Genomic DNA, 18,285 nt, shown 5'->3' with positions numbered 1-18,285 from the left:
ACCTCGCCTGGAAGCTGGCGGCCGTGCTCGGCGGCTGGGCCGGGGAGGGCCTGCTGGAGACCTACGACGCCGAGCGCCGCCCGGTGGCGGAGGCGACCAGCGCCCGCGCCGCCGCCCGGTCCGGGCGTGCCCGGCACCCCGGCCGCCGGGTACGTGCCCACGCAGCTGGTGCAGGCGCTCCCCGCGAACGACCGGCCCGGTCCGCCCGTACCGCCGCAGCCGGCGGCCGGGGACGTGCACCAGGCCGCGACGATGCTGTCCCGCCCGGACGGCGCCGCCGGGGCGTCGGCACCGCCCCCGCCGCCGCCCGGTCCGGTCGCGGCGCCGCCGCAGCCCCCGGCGTACGGCTACCCCCAGCAGCCGCAGGCCCAGCCGCAGCCGCCCACCGGGGTGCCCACGGTCGGCCCCGGCTACCTGGCCGTGCTCCGCTACCGCGCGCAGGACGGCTCGGAACAGCAGCTGATGCGCCGCTCCGCACCCGGCACGCCGCACCCGGAGTGGCAGATCCTGCACGAGCTGCGCGCCCTCGGCGTGCCGCCGCAGGCGGTGCTGGAGCTGCACACGGAGCTGGAGTCGTGCGACCTGCCGGGCGGCTACTGCGCCCGGATGATCCGCGAGACCTGGCCCCAGGTGCGGATCAGCAGTACCGCCCCCTACGGCAAGGACCACACGAGCCGTCGCGCGGGCGTGCAGCACCTGCTGACGCACCTCGGCGAGCTGCACCAGGTGGCGAGTGCCCCGGCGCACGCGCACCCGCACCGGGTGCCGCTGCCCGAGCAGCACCAGGTCCAGCGGGTCTCCCCGATCCCGCTGGACGCGATCGGGCAGGAACTGGCGCAGTCCTTCGGGCCGCAGGGCGTGTTCCGCTTCGACCAGCGGGCGGTCGCCCGGCAGGGCGTGCCGGACCTCGTCGCGCAGACGCTCACCTGGTCCGGGCTGCCGGTGGACTTCGGGCCGTTCTTCTGGGCCCAGGCCCAGCCGGGGCGGCCGGTGCCGACCCTGGCGGAGCTGGCGGCCGAGCGCGGCGTGCAGCCGGCCCCGGACGCGGGCTCGTACCTGGTGATGGGCAATGACTTCGGCCGCCAGCTCTGCGTGCAGTACGGCACGGCGCACATCGTCGCGGTGCCGCTGGAGGCCGGGCCGGGCGGTACGGCTCCCGTGCCGCAGTTCGTCAACACCAGCCTGCCGGAGTTCGTCCGCTGCCTGGCACTGCTCGGGAAGATGTGGCGCTGGCGGCTCGGCCTGACGCCCGAGCAGGCGGGCCGCTGGACGGTCGACTTCCAGAACCAGCTGGCCGCGCTCGACCCGGCCGCGGTGGCGTCGCCCGAGCACTGGTGGCCGGTGCTGATCGAGCAGATGTGGGACGGGATGCTCTAGGTCCCCGTACGGCGTCGCTCCGGCCGGTCTGCGGGCCGGTCGGAGTGTCGCGTTATGGGTAAATCCGGCAAATCCCCGAGAATAGGGGTATGAGCACGGCACACCCCCGCGGCGGCCACGGCTTCGCCACCGTCCGTGGCCGCGGGTACCGCACCGAACAGGTCGACCGCTTCCTGGAGGAGCTGTCCGAGGACCGCGACGCTGCCTGGGAGCGCGCCGCGCGGCTCACCGTCCTGGCCAACGAGATGACCGCGGAGTGCGCCGCGCTGCGCGAGGCGGTCTCCACGCTCTCGCCGCCCACCTACGAATCCCTCGGGAAGGGCGCACTGGACCTGCTGCGGCTGGTCGAGGAGGAGGCGGCCTCCGTACGCGAACAGGCCGAGGAGGAGGCCCGGCACGCGCACGACGCGGCCGCGGCCGCCCGCCGCACGCTCATGGACGAGGCCCGCGCGGCCGCCCACGCCCGCCGCGGCACCGCGGACGAGCAGGCCGAGCAGGTGCTGGAGCAGGCCCGTGCCGATGCCGGGCGCGTGCTCGGCGAGGCCCGCGAGGAGACCGGCCTGCTGCGGGACGAGGTCGCCCGGGAGCTCGACGCCGCGCGGCGGGAGGGCGAACAGGCGCTCGCCGAACTGGAGAAGGAGCACCGCGAGCGCTTCGACACCCAGGAGCACGAACTCGCGGAGGGCGAGGCCGGGGTCGACTCGCGCCTGGCCGAACTCACCTCCTACGCCGAGGCCATGGTGGACGACGCCCGCCGGGCCCTGGCGGAGACGGAGGAGGCCGCGCGGCGCCGCCAGGAGGAGGCCGACGCCGCCGCCGCGGAGCTGCTCGCCCAGGCCCGGGTGCGGGAGGAGCGCATCCGTCTGGCCGCCGAACGCGAACTGCGCGAGCACGAGGTCCGCCGGGAGGAGATCCGCGAGCACCTCGCCCACGTCCGTGGCAGCCTCGCCGCCCTCACCGGCCGCGAGGCCCCCGACGCCGAGGAGGAACCGGGCCCCGCCGCCCCCGGCGTTCCCTCCCCCTCACCCGGGGACGATCAGGAACCGTCGTAGGCGGGGAACTCCCCGCTGTCCAGGACCCACGGCCGCACGGGGACGGCGTCCCCGAAGGCGTAGTCGTGGCGCGCCCGGTAACGGGGGCCGTCGTCGCCGGGCGCCGGTCCCGGATCGGAGAGGACGGCCAGCGTCCTGTCGCGCGGGTCGATGATCAGGTACAGCGGGATGCCCATGGCGGGGTAGTCCCGGGCCTTCTCGCGGTAGTCGTTCTCCGGGTTGGACGTGGAGACGACCTCGGCCACCAGGGTGACGTCGGCTGGGTCGAGGAAACCGGGGGTGTCGAGGGCCTGTTCCGGTACGACGACGAGGTCGGGCCGGCGCATGCGCCCTATGGCGGGCGCCTCGATCTCGGGACCGCTGTGGGCCACGTGACCGGCCCAGTCCGGATCGTCGGCCATCTGCCGCTCGATCTGCCGCCGCAGCCGCAGGGCGATCAGCTCGTGCCGGTTGACCGGCGGCATCATCATCGTGATGACGCCCTCGCCGATCTCCACGGCCCAGGTGTCCTCGCGCTCCATCAACTCGTCGGCGATGGCCCGCATGCGCGCGTAGGTCTTCGCGTCCACGGCGTCACCGTACCGCCGGGTCCTCCTCCAGGACCGGGAAGCGGCGGGGCGCCACCAGGAGGACGGCGGCCAGGGACAGGACCGCCGCGACGGCCGCGCCGGCGTACACGTGGTTGACCGCCGCCGCGACGGCGCGGCGCACGTGGTCGTCGATGTGTGCGGCGCCGGCGATGGAGTCGAGGTCGGTGCCCGAGCCGTGCAGGCGGGAGGCGAGGGTGGCGTTGGCGACGGCGCCGAAGACGGCCGCGCCGACGCTCTGGCCGACCTGGCGGCAGAAGAGGATCGACGAGGTGGCGGTGGCCCGTTCGCTCCACGGGACGGTGGACTGCACGCCGACGATCAGGGGGAGCTGGAAGAGCCCGAGGGCGGCACCGAGCAGCAGCATCACCAGGGTGGGCTGCCAGGCGGGACCGGCGTACGGGAGCAGCACCAGTACGACGAGGACGACGGTGGCGGCCGCCATGCCCAGGGCGGCGGTGTTGCGGAAGCCGATGCGCAGGTAGACGCGGTTGCTGAGGGCGGCGGACAGCGGCCAGCTGAGCGTCATCACCGACAGCACGAAGCCCGCCGCTATCGGCCCGAGCCCGAGCACGGTCTGGGCGTACGTGGGGAGGAAGACCGTCGGGGCCACCATGAGGACGCCGAGCATGCCGAGGGCCAGGTTGACGGCGACGATCACCCGGCGCCGCCAGACCCAGCCGGGGATGATCGGCTCGGCGGCCCGGCGCTCGGCCCACACGGTGAGGGCGCCCAGGACGAGGCTGCCGCCGAGCAGCCACCACCGGGCGGGCCCGCCCTGCACGAGGCCGGTGATCAGCAGCCCGCCGGAGAGGAAGAGCAGCAGCGCGCCGGGCCAGTCCACGCGGTGCCGGGTCCGCTCGCCGACCCGCTCGCGCAGATGACGGGAGATGAGCAGGAGCGCGACCGCCCCGACGGGCAGGTTGATCAGGAAGATCCAGCGCCAGCTGGCGTAGCCGGCGAACAGCCCGCCGCACAGCGGCCCGAGGACGGCGGAGACCGCCCAGACCGTGGAGATCGCCGCCTGGATGCGGCCGCGCTCCTTGAGCGGGTACAGGTCGCCGGCGATCGTCTGCACGGTCCCCTGGATGGCGCCGCCGCCGAGCCCCTGCACGATGCGGAAGGCGATCAGGCCGGCCATGTTCCACGCCCCGGCGCACAGCACGGAACCGAGCAGGAAGATCCCGATGCCGGTCAGCAGCACGGGCTTGCGGCCGAAGGTGTCGGCGAGCTTGCCGTAGACCGGGAGGGTCACCGTGACCGCGAGCAGGTAGCCGGAGAAGAGCCAGGAGAAGACGGAGAAGCCGCCCAGCTCGCCGACGATCTGCGGCACCGCGGTGGAGATGATCGTGGAGTCCATCGCCGCCAGCGCCATGGCCATCATCAGCGCGGCGACCACCGGGCCGCGCCGCTGCGGCCCCGTCCCGGAAGCGGTGGCGGCTGCGGTCGCGGTCTGCTCGGTGCGCTCCACGGGACCCCCTGGTTGTGTGTACGACACACGATTTCATGCCGGGCCCCCGCGCGCACAGGGGGTTCCCGCAGGCCGGACGGCAGGGCTTGAACCTCCCGCGACCGGAGGGTGCAGGCTCGACCCCGAGCCGGGTCCGCCGAAAGGTGCAGTCCCCCTAGGGGTCCCACCGAACTTTCTCCTACCCCCGGTTCGTACCGGCGGAGGACGAGGGAGCCCTCCTGGGCTCCCTAGCCTTCTGGTGGGGCTAACCCCCGGGCCGATACGGAGACCCGCACCATCGTCCCGGCCCCCTCCCCGAAGCCAGTCTTGGTAGGCGACGCAGCCCGCCCCGAAACGGCGGCGACGACCACTCGAACAGGAGCAGTCCAGTGACAACGGCAGTATCGATTCCCAAGTCCGGGGGCAGCGGAGAACGTACGGCCGTGGCCGCCCGGGCCCGTCAGGTCACCAAGGCGTACGGCTCGGGCGAGACCCGGGTCGTGGCCCTGGACGCGGTCGACGTCGACATCGACCGCGGCCGCTTCACCGCGATCATGGGGCCCTCCGGCTCCGGCAAGTCGACCCTGATGCACTGCCTCGCCGGTCTTGACACCGTGACCGACGGCCGGATCTGGGTCGGTGAGACCGAGATCACCAAGCTGAAGGACAAGAAGCTCACCCAGCTGCGGCGGGACAAGATCGGCTTCATCTTCCAGGCCTTCAACCTGCTGCCGACCCTGAACGCGGCCGAGAACATCACGCTGCCCATGGACATCGCCGGCCGCAAGGCCGACCCCCAGTGGCTGCAGCGGGTCGTGGAGACCGTCGGCCTGGCCGGACGCCTCAAGCACCGGCCCGGCCAGCTCTCCGGCGGTCAGCAGCAGCGCGTCGCGGTGGCCCGCGCCCTCGCCGCCCGGCCGGAGATCATCTTCGGTGACGAGCCGACCGGCAACCTCGACTCGCGCGCCGGCGCCGAGATCCTCGGCTTCCTGCGCCGCTCGGTCGACGAACTCGGCCAGACCATCGTCATGGTGACGCACGACCCGGTCGCCGCCTCGTACGCCGACCGCGTCCTCTACCTCGCCGACGGCCGGATCGTCGACGAGATGCGCGACCCGACGGCCGACTCCGTCCTGGAGCGCATGAAGGACTTCGACGCCCGCGGGAGGACGTCGTGACCGTCGTCAAGACCTCGATGCGCAACTTCGTCGCGCACAAGGGACGCATGGCGCTGTCCGCCATCGCCGTCCTGCTGTCGGTGGGCTTCGTCTGCGGCACGCTCGTCTTCACCGACACCATGACCTCCACCTTCGACAAGCTCTTCGCCGCCACCGCCTCGGACGTCACGGTCACGCCCAAGGGCGCGCCCAGCGACGACGAGATGCAGATGACCACCAAGGCGGCCACCGTGCCGGCCGCCACGGTCGCGCGGCTGAAGGAGGTCGACGGCGTCAAGTCCGCGACGGGCGAGGCCAACAGCCAGACCCTGACCGTCACCGACGCCGCCGGCGAGAACCTCGGCCCGACCTCCGGCGCCCCCACCATCGCCACGAACTGGGACTCCACGGAGCTGCGTTCGGTCGACGTCACGTCCGGCCACGCCCCGCGCGGTCCCACCGAGGTGATGGTCGACGCCGACACCGCCGACAAGAAGCACCTCGAACTGGGCGACGAACTGCGCGTGATCGCCATCCCCGGCGAGTTCCACGCCCGGATCACCGGCATCGCCACCTTCAAGGTCACCAACCCCGGTGCGGCGATCTTCTACTTCGACACCGCCACCACCCAGACCAAGGTGCTCGGCGCCAAGGACGTCTTCAGCAGCGTCGGCCTGACCGCGAAGCCCGGGGTCAGCGACGAGCAGCTGAAGAAGAACGTCACCGCCGCCCTCGGCTCCACCGCCGGCTACAAGGTGCAGACCCAGGCCGAGTGGACCGCCGAGAACCAGAAGGACATCGCCGGCTTCCTCGACGTCATCAAGTACGCGATGCTCGGCTTCGCCGGGATCGCCGTACTCGTCGGCGTCTTCCTCATCGTCAACACCTTCTCGATGCTGGTCGCCCAGCGCACCCGGGAGATCGGCCTGATGCGGGCCATCGGCGCCAGCCGCAGCCAGGTCAACCGCTCGGTGCTGGTCGAGGCCCTGCTGCTCGGCGTGGTGGGCTCCGTGCTCGGCATCGGCGGCGGCGTCGGGCTCGCCGTCCTGCTCATGAACCTCATGGGCAGCGTGGGCATGAACCTCGACACCTCCTCCCTGACGATCAAGGCCTCCACCCCGGTCATCGGGCTCGTCCTCGGCGTCGTGGTGACCGTCCTCGCGGCCTACCTGCCCGCCCGGCGGGCCGGCAAGGTCTCCCCGATGGCCGCGCTGCGCGACGCCGGCACCCCCGCCGACGCCCGCGCCGGCAGGGTGCGCGCCGCGATCGGCCTCGTCCTCACCCTCGCGGGTGCCGCCGCCCTCGTCGCCGCCGTGCAGGCCACCAAGGCCGCGGACGGCTCGATGTTCCTCGGCCTCGGCATCCTGCTCACCCTGGTCGGCTTCGTGGTCGTCGGGCCGCTGCTCGCCGGCGTCGTCGTCCGGGTGATCAGCGCGGGCGTCCTGCGGGCCTTCGGCCCGGTCGGCCGCCTCGCCGAGCGCAACGCGTTGCGCAACCCCCGGCGCACCGGCGCCACCGCCGCCGCCCTCATGATCGGCCTCGCGCTCGTCGCCGGACTGTCGGTGGTCGGCTCCTCCATGGTGGCCTCGGCGACCGACCAGCTCGACAAGTCGGTCGGCGCGGACTTCATCATCGCCTCCGACAGCGGCCAGCCGATCACCCCGCAGATCGAGCGGGCCATCAAGGCCGCGCCGCACCTCGCCCACGTCACCGACTACAAGTCCCTCGACGTCAAGCTCACCGCCCCCGACGGGTCGGTGTCCGACACCTCCCTGTCCGCCGCGGACCCGACGTACGCCCAGGACCTCCAGGTCAAGACGGTCGCCGGCGAGCTGTCGGCCGCCTACGGCACCAACGCGATGTCGGTCGGCGAGAACTTCGCCGACAAGCACAAGGTCAAGCTCGGGGACGAGCTCGCCGTCCGCTTCGCGCACGGCGAGACCGCCACACTGACGGTCGCCGCCATCACCTCAGCGGACACCGTCTTCGACCAGGGCGCGATGTACACCAACATCACGACCGCGGCGCGCTACGTGCCGGCCGACCGGATGCCGATCAACGACATCATGTTCGCCGCCGCCAAGGACGGGCAGCAGGACGCGGCCTACGCCGGGCTGAAGAAGGCGCTGCACGACTTCCCGCAGGTCCAGGTCCGCAACCAGGCCGACTACAAGCAACTGCTCAAGGACCAGATCGGCCAGCTGCTCAACCTGATCTACGGCCTGCTGGCCCTGGCGATCATCGTCGCGATCCTGGGCGTCGTGAACACCCTCGCCCTGTCGGTGGTGGAGCGCACCCGGGAGATCGGCCTCATGCGGGCGATCGGCATGTCGCGGCGGCAGCTGCGGCGCATGATCCGCCTGGAGTCGATCGTCATCGCCCTCTTCGGCGCGGTGCTCGGCCTCGGCCTCGGCATGGGCTGGGGCGCCTCGGCCCAGCAGCTGCTGGCGCTCCAGGGGCTCGGGATCCTGGAGATCCCCTGGCCGACGATCATCACCGTCTTCATCGGCTCGGCCTTCGTCGGACTCGTCGCGGCGCTGGTGCCGGCGTTCCGGGCGGGGCGGATGAACGTGCTGGGCGCGATCGCCACGGAGTAGGCCTTGCGGCCCATGGCCCCGGGTGCGCCTCGTGCGCCCCGGGGCCGTCGCCGTGTGCGGGTTGTTTGCGCCTGCGGCGGGCGTCCACCCGCCCGCCCGATTGCCCGGCGCGGTCAGTGCGGGCCTGCGCTCTGTTGGTTCGGGGTCGGTGCCGCGCCGGCGCACTCCCCCAGCCTTCGGCCGGGGGGACCCCCACAGCGCTCGCGGTTTACGTCCACGTCGTTGCGTACCGGGTTCGCCGCTCGTCTCTGCCAGCCTTCGGCCGGGGGGACCCCCATGGGCGCACCTCGCCACACCCCCTCCCGTTGTCGGGGCGCATGACGACCGGTGGGGGTCAGTGGGGCACTTGCGGCAACCCCGGACCGCCTTCTCACCCCATCCGGCCGTTAGTCGCCCCAACCGGCAGGAGGGGGTGTGGCGGGGTGCCCCCGCAGGGGACGAGCGGGGAACCCGGCGCCGAATGACGTGGGGGTGAACCGCGAGCCCCGAGGTGGGGGTCCCCCCGGCCGAAGGCTGGGGGCGTACGCCGGCGCGGCACCGACCCCACAACGACCGCGCGAGGCGGTCACTGACCGCGCCGGGCAATCGGGCGGGAGGGTGGGAGCACCCCCCCACGGCCACCCCGGGGGCCCGCGCGCAAACGACCCCGGACAGGTTGCGGCGCCGGGTGTCCGCGGAGCGTCGTACGCTGGGACACCCCGGCTCGTTCGACGCGTCGGGCTGTTCGCGTTGCCCCGCCTGTCTGCCTCTGGGACGGAAAGCCACATGAGCCTGAACGGTCTGCTCGACGTCGTCGTGGACGACCCCGCGCTCGCGGAGGCGGTCCGCGGTGCCGCGGACGGCAACCGCCCGCACGTCGACCTGGTGGGTCCGCCCGCCGCCCGCCCGCTGGCCCTGGCCGCGCTCGCGGCCCGCGCCGGCCGCACCCTGCTGGCGGTGACGGCGACCGGCCGTGAGGCCGAGGACCTGGTCGCGGCCCTCCAGTCGCTGCTGCCCGAGGACTCCGTCGTGGAGTACCCGGCCTGGGAGACGCTGCCGCACGAGCGGCTGTCGCCCCGCTCGGACACCGTGGGCCGCCGCCTGGCCGTGCTGCGCCGGCTGGCGCACCCCAGCAAGGACGACCCGACCGCCGGCCCGGTACGCGTCGTGGTCGCACCGATCCGCTCCGTGCTGCAGCCGCAGGTCAAGGGTCTGGGCGATCTGGTCCCGGTGGCCCTGCGCACCGGGACGACCGCCGATCTGAACGACGTCGTGGACGCCCTGGCGGCCGCCGCGTACGCCCGGGTGGAGCTGGTGGAGAAGCGCGGCGAGTTCGCCGTGCGCGGCGGGATCCTGGACGTCTTCCCGCCCACCGAGGAGCATCCGCTCCGGGTGGAGTTCTGGGGCGACGACGTCGAGGAGATCCGCTACTTCAAGGTGGCCGACCAGCGCTCGCTGGAGGTCGCAGAGCACGGCCTGTGGGCGCCGCCCTGCCGGGAGCTGCTGCTCACCGACGAGGTGCGGGCGCGCGCCGCCGAGCTGGCCGAGGAGCACCCGCAGCTGCGCGAACTGCTGGACAAGATCGCCCAGGGCATCGCCGTGGAGGGCATGGAGTCCCTCGCCCCGGTGCTGGTGGACGACATGGAGCTGCTGCTGGACGTGCTGCCGGCCGGGTCGATGACCGTGGTCTGCGACCCGGAGCGGGTCCGTACCCGGGCCGCCGACCTCGTGGCGACCAGCCGGGAGTTCCTGGAGGCCTCCTGGGCGGCCTCCGCCGGGGGCGGTGAGGCCCCGATCGACCTGGGCGCGGCCTCGCTGTGGAGCATCGCCGACGTGCGCGACCGGGCCCGTGAGCTCGGCGTCCCCTGGTGGTCGGTGAGCCCGTTCGCGGCGGACGAGGGAACACCGGACGACGAGGGCGACACCCTCAAGCTCGGCATGCACGCCCCCGAGGTCTACCGGGGCGACACCGCCCGGGCGCTGGCCGACACCAAGGGCTGGCTCGCCGACGGCTGGCGCGTGGTCTACGTCACCGAGGGCCACGGTCCCGCCGCCCGCATCGTGGAGGTGCTGGGCAACGAGGGCATCGCCGCGCGCCTCGACACGGGGCTGGACGGGCCGGTCGAGCCCTCCGTGGTCCATGTGGCCTGCGGCTCGCTGGAGAGCGGCTTCGTCGACCCGGCCCTGAAGATCGCGGTGCTCACCGAGACCGACCTGTCCGGCCAGAAGTCCTCCACCAAGGACATGGGCCGCATGCCGTCCCGGCGCCGCAAGACCATCGACCCGCTGACGCTGCAGGCGGGCGACTTCATCGTGCACGAGCAGCACGGCGTAGGCCGCTATGTGGAGATGGTGCAGCGCACCGTCCAGGGCGCCACGCGCGAGTACCTGGTGGTCGAGTACGCCCCCGCGAAGAAGGGCCAGCCGGGCGACCGGCTGTTCGTGCCGACCGACCAGCTGGAGCAGATCACCAAGTACGTCGGCGGCGAGGCGCCCTCGCTGCACCGCCTGGGCGGGGCGGACTGGACGAAGACCAAGGCGCGCGCGAAGAAGGCGGTCAAGGAGATCGCCGCGGACCTGATCCGGCTGTACTCCGCCCGCATGGCCGCGCCCGGCCACAGCTTCGCGCCGGACACCCCCTGGCAGCGGGAGCTGGAGGACGCGTTCCCGTACGCGGAGACCCCGGACCAGCTCACGACGATCGCCGAGGTCAAGGAGGACATGGAGAAGTCGGTCCCGATGGACCGGCTGATCTGCGGCGACGTCGGCTACGGCAAGACCGAGATCGCGGTGCGGGCGGCCTTCAAGGCGGTGCAGGACGGCAAGCAGGTCGCCGTCCTGGTGCCCACCACACTGCTGGTGCAGCAGCACTTCGGCACCTTCTCCGAGCGCTACTCGCAGTTCCCGGTCGTGGTGAAGGCGCTGTCCCGGTTCCAGAGCGACAGCGAGGCCAAGGCGGTCCTGGAGGGCCTGCGCGAGGGGTCCGTGGACGTCGTCATCGGCACCCACCGCCTGTTCTCGTCGGAGACCAAGTTCAAGGACCTGGGCCTGGTCATCGTCGACGAGGAGCAGCGCTTCGGCGTGGAGCACAAGGAGCAGCTGAAGAAGCTCCGCGCCAACGTCGACGTGCTGACCATGTCCGCCACGCCCATCCCGCGCACGCTGGAGATGGCGGTCACGGGCATCCGCGAGATGTCGACGATCACCACCCCGCCGGAGGAGCGGCACCCGGTGCTGACCTTCGTCGGCCCGTACGAGGAGAAGCAGATCGCCGCCGCGGTCCGCCGCGAACTGCTGCGCGAGGGCCAGGCCTTCTACATCCACAACCGGGTGGAGAGCATCGACAAGGCCGCCGCGCGGCTGCGCGACCTGGTCCCCGAGGCGCGGATCGCCACCGCGCACGGGCAGATGGGCGAGTCGGCGCTGGAGCAGGTCGTGGTGGACTTCTGGGAGAAGAAGTTCGACGTGCTGGTCTCCACGACGATCGTCGAGTCGGGCATCGACATCTCCAACGCCAACACCCTCATCGTCGAGCGGGGCGACAACTTCGGCCTCTCCCAGCTGCACCAGCTGCGCGGCCGGGTCGGCCGCAGCCGTGAGCGCGGTTACGCCTACTTCCTGTACCCGCCGGAGAAGCCGCTCACCGAGACCGCCCACGAGCGGCTGGCGACGATCGCCCAGCACACCGAGATGGGCGCCGGCATGTACGTCGCCATGAAGGACCTGGAGATCCGCGGCGCGGGCAATCTGCTCGGCGGCGAGCAGTCCGGCCACATCGCGGGCGTCGGCTTCGACCTGTACATCCGCATGGTCGGCGAGGCCGTGGCCGACTACCGGGCCGGCCTGGAGGAAGGCGGCGGCGAGGTCGAGGAGGCCCCGCTGGAGGTGAAGATCGAGCTGCCGGTCGACGCGCACGTCCCGCACGACTACGCGCCCGGCGAGCGGCTGCGTCTGCAGGCGTACCGGTCGATCGCCGCGGTGAACTCCGAGGAGGACGTCAAGGCCGTCCGCGAGGAGCTCACCGACCGGTACGGCAAGCTCCCGGAGCCGGTGGAGAACCTGCTGCTGGTCGCCGGGCTGCGGCTGCTGGCCCGCCGTCTGGGGGTCTGCGACATCACCCTGCAGGGCAGCAACGTGCGCTTCTCGCCCGTCGAGTTGCGCGAGTCGCAGGAGCTGCGGCTGAACCGCCTCTACCCCCGCACGGTCGTGAAGCAGGCGGCCAGGCAGATCCTGGTGCCGCGCCCCACCACGGCGCGGATCGGCGGCAAGCCGGTGGTCGGCCGGGAACTGCTCGCGTGGACGGCGGAGTTGCTGACCACGGTCCTGGACAGCTGAAGCCTCCAGGGACGCGAGAGGGCCCCGTCCGCGCGAGGTCGAGGTGCGCGGACGGGGCCCTTTCGCTCCGGAGGCCTCCCGCGGTTCAGCCCAGCAGGCGCCGCAGGTTCAGCCGGCCCCACAGCAGGCTGGTGGAGAACGACAGCACCATCACCGCCAGGACCAGCCCGACCAGCAGCACCGCGGCCACCGGTCCGCTCAGGTCCGGCGAGACCACGCGGTGGACCAGTTCCTCGACGAAGAGCACGTGCACCATGTACGCGCCCAGCGCCGCGCCGGCCAGGTGCTTCAGGCGCGGCTGGAAACGCTCCGGGATGCGGATCCGGCTGACCAGCAGCAGGACGCAGACGCTCATCGCGGCCACGAAGAGGTGGGCGTTGGGGATCACGTAGTGGACCCGCGTGTTGTACCAGAGGCACCCGGCCATGGTGAGCGGCAGCAGTACGACCAGCCACCGGCGCCACGGGACGGCGCCGGCCGGCAGGGCGAAGAGCATGGCGCCGCCGACCGCGTACACCAGGGAGTAGGTGCCGAAGCCCCAGGCCACGGGGGGCAGGTCGGTGTGGGTCAGGTCCCCGACCAGGGCCAGGACGCTCGGCAGGACCGCGATGCCCAGCAGCACCGCCCCCAGCCCCCAGGGCCGCTTGCCGTCCTTGATCAGCATCGCGAAGGCGAGCAGCACGATGATGGGGATGTAGTTGTACATGAACCACAGGTGGTAGGCGGGCTGCACGGAGCCGATGAGGGAGTCCCTCGCGAGCTCGGTCATGGGCCGCTCGTTGCGGTCCCGGAGCCAGGCCCACACCAGGTAGACCGCCGTCCACGCGAAGAGCGGGACGGTGTTGCGGACGATCCTCTGCCACATCCGGGCGCTGTCCCGCGGCGGGGCGCCGACCAGCACCGCCCATCCGGCGATGGCGAAGTACATGGGCACCGCGAACGGGTTGACCGCCTCGGCCACGTGCCCCGCCCAGTACGTCGCGGCCCCGTGGGACGCGTCGTTCCCGGTCGAGCGGATGAACTGGGAGCCCACGTGGCCCAGCATGACGGTGGCGGAGCACAGCAACCGCATCAGGTCGATGTCGTAGCGGTGTTCCCGCGCGTCGGCGGAGTGCCCGGGGGAGGCGGAACTGCGCTGCAACGGCAGTCGCACGGCTGTTTCATTCGACACCGCGTGATGATCGGGCACACGGGTGTCGTGGAACCGAACGGTCGCCCAACTCCCCGGGGCCTGGCGGTATCGGAACGGTCTCGGTCCGCCGGGCGGCGCCGGGGGCCGCGGTGGCCGCGGTGGCCCGGGGTGCCGCCGGAGCCGCCCGGCGGGGTGCCCGTTCACCCGTGATTCGCCCTGATGTGGCGGGGGGTTCGTCCGGCGTCATCGGAGCGGGCTTCCCCTCACCCCTTCGGGTGTCATTGTCCGATGGCCGCAACGCGTGCGTGGCGCCGGGTCCCCTCTTCCCGCCTGGTGTTTCCCGTTCGGCCCGGCGTCCGGAGGTACCGGTGGGCGGCTTGCCCGGCGGGGGGCGCGGGGCTAGCGTCCGGCATCGCTGGACGGATCGTCCGGCGTGGGTGGACGGCGCCGGGACGCCCGCCCCGCCGCGGTGGTCCGTCCCGCGCGCCGATGACTCCCGGGCCCGGGGATCCGCCGTCCCATCCCCCTTTCCATGGACGGATCCCCGGGACCCGGGCTCACCACCCAGCCCCCGGAGGAACACGTGCCCGGACCACACCCGCCCGCCCGGCGCCGCGCATGACGCACGGACCCTGGGACCTGCTCGCCCGCGGGGGAGTGGACGTCCTGTCCCTCATGGCGCTGGTGGGCCTGCTCTACCGGCGCGGCTGCCCGGCCCCGCAGATGCCGCTGGTGCTGACGGCGCTCAACGTCGGCCTGTTCGCGGCGATGAGCGCGATGGGCGCGGGCTCGTTCCCGGCCGGGGTGGGCTTCGGGCTGTTCGGGATGCTCTCCCTGGTCCGGCTGCGCAGCACCGCCTTCACCGCCCGGGACGTCGCGTACACCTTCACGGCGCTGGTGATCGCCCTGTGCGGGGGCCTGCCGCAGCGGGAGATCTGGTTCGTCGTGGCGCTGGACGCGCTGGTGCTCGCGGCCGTCCTGGTCGTCGACGACCCGCACGCCCACCGGCCGACCCGGGTGGTGCGCCTCACCCTGGACCGCCTGTACGCCGACCCCGCGGCGATCCACCGGGAAGTCGTGCTGAGGTTCGGCCAGGAACCGCTGGCGGTGCTCGTGGACGAGGTCGACTTCGTGCGCGAGACGACCCGGGTCTCGGTCCGCTACCGCGGCGACTCGCCCCTGGGCTGGGGGCTGCCGGACGACGGTGCGGGGCCGGCTGCCGCCGGACGGGGCGGCCAGGACAGCCTGCTCGAGAGCAGGCTCGTGTGACCGGCCCGGAGGGCTTCGCCGAGGCGCTGGGACTGGCCCGGCTGCGCGGGGCGACCCTCGCCGAGGTCGACGCCGCCGCGGCACTGCAGCACCGGGTCGACCGCAAGTACCTGCTGCCGGCCCTGTCGGCGCGCTGCCTGGTCGCCGCCCTGGCGCCGACGCACCACGTGCTGGACGTCGGTGGCCGCCGCACCACCGGGTACCGCAGCACGTACTTCGACACCGCCGGGCTCGGCGCCTGGTACGCGCATGTGCAGGGGCGCAGGCGCCGCTGGAAGGTCCGCACCCGGCTCTACGTCGAGGACGGGCTGTGCCGCGTCGAGGTCAAGACCAAGGACGGCCGCGGCGCCACGGTCAAGCACGCCCGCACCGTGGCCGCCCGGGAGTACGGCCTCATCGGCGCCGGGGCGGCCGCCTTCGTCGACGACGTGCTCGGCGCCGCCGGGGTCCCGGTCCGCTCCGGGCTGCTGTCCCCCGCCGGGGAGATCCGCTACGTCCGCGCGGCCCTCGCCGACCTGGCGGCCGGCAGCCGGGTCACCCTCGACGGCCGGCTCACCTGCCACCGCGGCCGGGCGACGGCCGCACTGAACCACGGCTTCGTCCTCGTCGAGACCAAGGGCGGACCCCGTCCGGGCGCCGCCGACCGGCTGCTGATGGGCCTGGGGGTACGGCCGCTGCCGCTCAGCAAGTACGTCGTGGGACAGGCCCTGCTCGTCCCGGGCCTGCCCGGCAACGACGTGCGCCGCCTGGTGCGGTACTGCTTCCACGCCCCCACGCGCGCCGAACCGGAGGCCCGGGTCCCCGGCCCGGCCGGACCCGCGTGGTGAGCACGGCCCACCGCAGGGCGCCGGTCCGCTCCCGGGCCCCCCGCACGGGCCGTCGGTACCCGGCCGTCGCCGTCGCCGCCGTGGCCGCGGCGGTCCTCGGCCTGATCGGCACCCACGTCACCGCCCCCGCGGACCCCGGGGCGGGCGGCGCGGTGCGGCGGATCGAGCAGGACCCGCCGCCCCCGCTGTTCCCGGACGCCGAACTGCGCGGCTGGACCACGCGGCTCGACGCGCAGCAGCGGGCCGCCGACGCGCTCTACGCCCGGTGGCGGTCGGGGCACGGCACCGCCCGCGACGACCCGGCGTTCGTCCGCTGGGCGGCGGACCAGATGCCCGATCCGCCCGCGGAAGCCGCACGCGCCGCCGGACTCGGGGAGGTCCGCCGTCTCGCCCGTACGCGCACCGCCGCCGGCCGGACGGCCGCCGCGTGGCTCGCCGCCCACGGGGAGCGGGACATCTGGCGCCTGTACCTGGACGACCGGCGCGAACTGATGCCCCGCGCCGAGGGCGAGGCCGCCCGGGTCCGCCTGGACGCGGCGCTGGAGCTGGCCGGCACGATCAGCGGCGGGCTCGCCGGGCACTACCGGCGGTCCCGCCCCTCCGCCCTCGATCCCGCCCTGGGCCCGGCCCGGAAGGCCACCCCGGCCGCCGATTGCGCCTGCGCCTACCCGGCGGCGCCCGCGGCGCTCTCCTCCGCGGCCGTCGCCGTCCTCACCGCCTGGGCCCCGCGGCGCGCCGCCGAGTACCGCTGGATGCAGGTCCAGGTGATGCACGCCCGGCTCTACACCGCCGACCACCTACGGGACGACCTCCTCGCCGGCGCCCTGCTCGGCGCACTGGTCGGCGACTACATCCGGGCGGCGGACACCACCCCGACGAACCGCGCATGACCAACGGCACCCCCTGTGACCTGCGGCGCTAGCGCGTCCCCACGCCAGGTTCACCTGGACGCCACCCCGGGAACGCCGGTGTTCACCACATTCGCACCCGCCTCCCCCCATGGCGTCCCATAGTCTGCCGGGGCAGGTGATATCGGACAGCGACCGGGATGGATCCATGCACATCGCCGTCTTCGCCGAGGTGCCGGAGGCCGTGGGCCGGACCGGGTCGGCGGACGTGCCCGGCGAGGAAGCCGGGGAAACGGGGTACACGGGGGTCCAGGAACTGTTCGACATCGCCCGGTTCGCAGAGCGGATGGACCGCGCGTGGGGGCCGGCGGTCACGGACGGCCGTGCCGCCCCACCCACCGGCCCGCTGACCACCGTGCCCGCGATGACGGACCGGGCCCCCGTCCACGACCATCCGATCCCGCGGCCCGGCCGGACCCTGGCCGAGCTCCGCGAGCGCACCCGGGAGTGACCGCCGATCTCCGCCCAGACGACCACCGCCGCCCCCGCCCTCACCGCCGGTCACGCGACCGGGACGAGCGAGGTCTCCACCACGCCCGTCGCCCGGCCGCGTGAGCACAGATACGACATCGACCTGCTGCGCGTCCTGTGCTCCATCGGTGTCATCGTCTGCCACGCCGCCGGCCAGCTCCTCAACGCCGTGGGCCGCGAGCCCTCCGGCGGCCGGCCCGTCTACTGGACCGGGCTCGTCTCGGACGGGCTGACCCGGTGCGCGGTGCCGCTGTTCTTCGCGATCGCCGGCTGGGTCGTGCTGGTCGGCGCGACCCCCCGGGACGGCACGCAGGTCCGCAGACGGCTGACCCGCATCGTGGTGCCGATGGGCGTGTGGACCGCCGCGTACCTCGCCTGGGACTGGATCCGGGACACCAACTCCCGTCCCACGCAGCGGCTGGCCTTCGAGTCGCTGTTCGGCTCGATCCAGCCCGCCTACCACCTCTGGTACCTGTACGCCTACGTGCCGGTGATCCTGCTGCTCTCGCTCGCCGCGCTGATAAAGGCGGGCAAGCGGCCCTGGGGCCTGGGCGGCCTGCTCGTGCTGCTGGCCATCGCGCCGACCTTCATGGGCGACCTCGGCAAGGTCCTCCACGTCAACCTGCCCGACTTCGAGTGGAACCTGTCCCCGTACCAGGTCGCGTACGCCGCCGCCGGATCCGCGCTGCTCGCGCTGCCGCTCGCGGCCACCACCGGCCGCCGCCGGCGGCTGAGGTGGCTGGCGGCCGGGGTCTGCGCGTGGGCCGCGGTGGTCGCGTACGAGCACTGGGTGCACTACCCCTTGCCCTACGCGGGCCTCGCCGTGCCGTTCCTGGCGGGCGCGCTGGTGATGGCCCTCAACCGGATCAGCATCCCGGAGCGCCTCCGCCCGCTGGTGTCCCGGCTCGGCGGTGCGGCCTTCGGCGCCTACCTGGTGCACCTGATGTTCCTGCGGGCGCTCGCCCCGCACCTCGTCTCCGCCGACGCGGGCTGGCCGGGCGCCGTCCTCATGATCACGCTGCTGGTGACCGGGACCGTGGTGCTCTCCTTCGCCGCCAGCCTGCTGTGGACGCGCCTGCGGCTCAACCGCTGGCTGGGCTGACCCCCGAAGGCGCCGGAGCACGTGACGGAGGGGCGCCGTGTC

At 73.5% G+C, this 18,285-nt stretch carries 13 protein-coding genes and 1 pseudogene; 11 read left to right on the top strand and 3 right to left on the bottom strand.

What is annotated here, in order from left to right:
- The 3 genes and pseudogenes from PV410_RS28910 to PV410_RS28900 form a co-directional block, all read left to right on the top strand.
- Positions 1–147, top strand: a pseudogene (locus tag PV410_RS28910) (FAD-dependent monooxygenase); the annotation flags it as partial.
- A 105-nt stretch (positions 148–252) separates the two neighbouring features.
- On the top strand, positions 253–1,377 hold the full coding sequence (locus PV410_RS28905) for an SUKH-4 family immunity protein (protein ID WP_500328707.1): 1,125 nt from the start codon (positions 253–255) through the stop codon (positions 1,375–1,377).
- 89 nt (positions 1,378–1,466) lie between these two features.
- Positions 1,467–2,429, top strand: a complete 963-nt coding sequence (locus PV410_RS28900) for a DivIVA domain-containing protein (RefSeq protein ID WP_500328696.1) — start codon at positions 1,467–1,469, stop codon at positions 2,427–2,429.
- Here PV410_RS28900 and PV410_RS28895 read toward each other — a convergent pair.
- Positions 2,414–2,998, bottom strand: a complete 585-nt coding sequence (locus PV410_RS28895; RefSeq protein WP_500328695.1) for a Uma2 family endonuclease — start codon at positions 2,996–2,998, stop codon at positions 2,414–2,416. The two genes, PV410_RS28900 and PV410_RS28895, sit on opposite strands and share 16 nt — an antisense overlap.
- A gap of 4 nt (positions 2,999–3,002) precedes the next feature.
- Entirely contained in the window at positions 3,003–4,487 is a 1,485-nt protein-coding gene (locus PV410_RS28890; RefSeq protein WP_500328694.1) for an MFS transporter, read from the bottom strand.
- 368 nt (positions 4,488–4,855) lie between these two features.
- On the opposite strand from PV410_RS28890, the gene PV410_RS28885 reads away from it, so the two are divergent.
- The 3 genes from PV410_RS28885 to mfd all read left to right on the top strand — a co-directional run bounded on the left by PV410_RS28885 (position 4,856) and on the right by mfd (position 12,534).
- Positions 4,856–5,644 (top strand): ABC transporter ATP-binding protein, encoded by a 789-nt coding sequence (locus PV410_RS28885; RefSeq protein WP_499512247.1) that lies wholly within the window; start codon positions 4,856–4,858, stop codon positions 5,642–5,644.
- Positions 5,641–8,220: an ABC transporter permease gene (locus tag PV410_RS28880; RefSeq protein ID WP_500328693.1), complete on the top strand. Its 2,580-nt coding sequence runs from the start codon at positions 5,641–5,643 to the stop codon at positions 8,218–8,220. The genes PV410_RS28885 and PV410_RS28880 overlap by 4 nt, the downstream gene beginning before the upstream one ends.
- 765 nt (positions 8,221–8,985) lie before the next feature.
- On the top strand, positions 8,986–12,534 hold the full coding sequence (gene mfd / locus PV410_RS28875; RefSeq protein WP_500328692.1) for a transcription-repair coupling factor: 3,549 nt from the start codon (positions 8,986–8,988) through the stop codon (positions 12,532–12,534).
- Between the two features lie 85 nt (positions 12,535–12,619).
- On the opposite strand, the gene PV410_RS28870 is transcribed toward mfd, so the two are convergent.
- The gene (locus PV410_RS28870; RefSeq protein ID WP_500328691.1) at positions 12,620–13,705 is read right to left on the bottom strand and encodes an acyltransferase; all 1,086 of its coding nucleotides are present in this window, start codon (positions 13,703–13,705) and stop codon (positions 12,620–12,622) included.
- 579 nt (positions 13,706–14,284) lie between these two features.
- On the opposite strand from PV410_RS28870, the gene PV410_RS28865 reads away from it, so the two are divergent.
- The 5 genes from PV410_RS28865 to PV410_RS28845 all read left to right on the top strand — a co-directional run bounded on the left by PV410_RS28865 (position 14,285) and on the right by PV410_RS28845 (position 18,243).
- Positions 14,285–14,935 (top strand): DUF4956 domain-containing protein, encoded by a 651-nt coding sequence (locus tag PV410_RS28865; protein ID WP_500328690.1) that lies wholly within the window; start codon positions 14,285–14,287, stop codon positions 14,933–14,935.
- Complete coding sequence (locus PV410_RS28860; protein ID WP_500328689.1) at positions 14,932–15,762, top strand: polyphosphate polymerase domain-containing protein; 831 nt, start codon at positions 14,932–14,934, stop codon at positions 15,760–15,762. Before PV410_RS28865 ends, PV410_RS28860 begins: the two co-directional genes overlap by 4 nt.
- Entirely contained in the window at positions 15,759–16,652 is an 894-nt protein-coding gene (locus tag PV410_RS28855) for a hypothetical protein (RefSeq protein ID WP_500328688.1), read from the top strand. Before PV410_RS28860 ends, PV410_RS28855 begins: the two co-directional genes overlap by 4 nt.
- 166 nt (positions 16,653–16,818) lie before the next feature.
- Positions 16,819–17,121 carry a hypothetical protein gene (locus PV410_RS28850; protein WP_500328687.1) on the top strand — a complete coding sequence of 101 codons (303 nt, stop codon included), beginning with the start codon at positions 16,819–16,821 and terminating at the stop codon, positions 17,119–17,121.
- A gap of 6 nt (positions 17,122–17,127) precedes the next feature.
- A complete protein-coding gene (locus PV410_RS28845) occupies positions 17,128–18,243 on the top strand; it encodes an acyltransferase (protein WP_500328706.1) in 1,116 nt (371 codons plus the stop codon).
- Positions 18,244–18,285: the final 42 nt, after the last annotated feature.

This window comes from Streptomyces sp. PA03-5A (genome assembly GCF_033792725.1).
Taxonomy (GTDB): domain Bacteria; phylum Actinomycetota; class Actinomycetes; order Streptomycetales; family Streptomycetaceae; genus Actinacidiphila.
This window is presented reverse-complemented; position numbering and strand designations above follow the sequence as displayed.

Excerpts from the sequence above, each read along its gene's own strand:
- PV410_RS28905 (WP_500328707.1), top strand. The coding sequence starts at position 253 with ATGCTGTCCCGCCCGGACGGCGCCGCCGGGGCGTCGGCACCGCCCCCG.
- PV410_RS28900 (WP_500328696.1), top strand. The coding sequence starts at position 1,467 with ATGAGCACGGCACACCCCCGCGGCGGCCACGGCTTCGCCACCGTCCGT.
- mfd (WP_500328692.1), top strand. The coding sequence starts at position 8,986 with ATGAGCCTGAACGGTCTGCTCGACGTCGTCGTGGACGACCCCGCGCTC.
- PV410_RS28865 (WP_500328690.1), top strand. The coding sequence starts at position 14,285 with ATGACGCACGGACCCTGGGACCTGCTCGCCCGCGGGGGAGTGGACGTC.
- PV410_RS28850 (WP_500328687.1), top strand. The coding sequence starts at position 16,819 with ATGCACATCGCCGTCTTCGCCGAGGTGCCGGAGGCCGTGGGCCGGACC.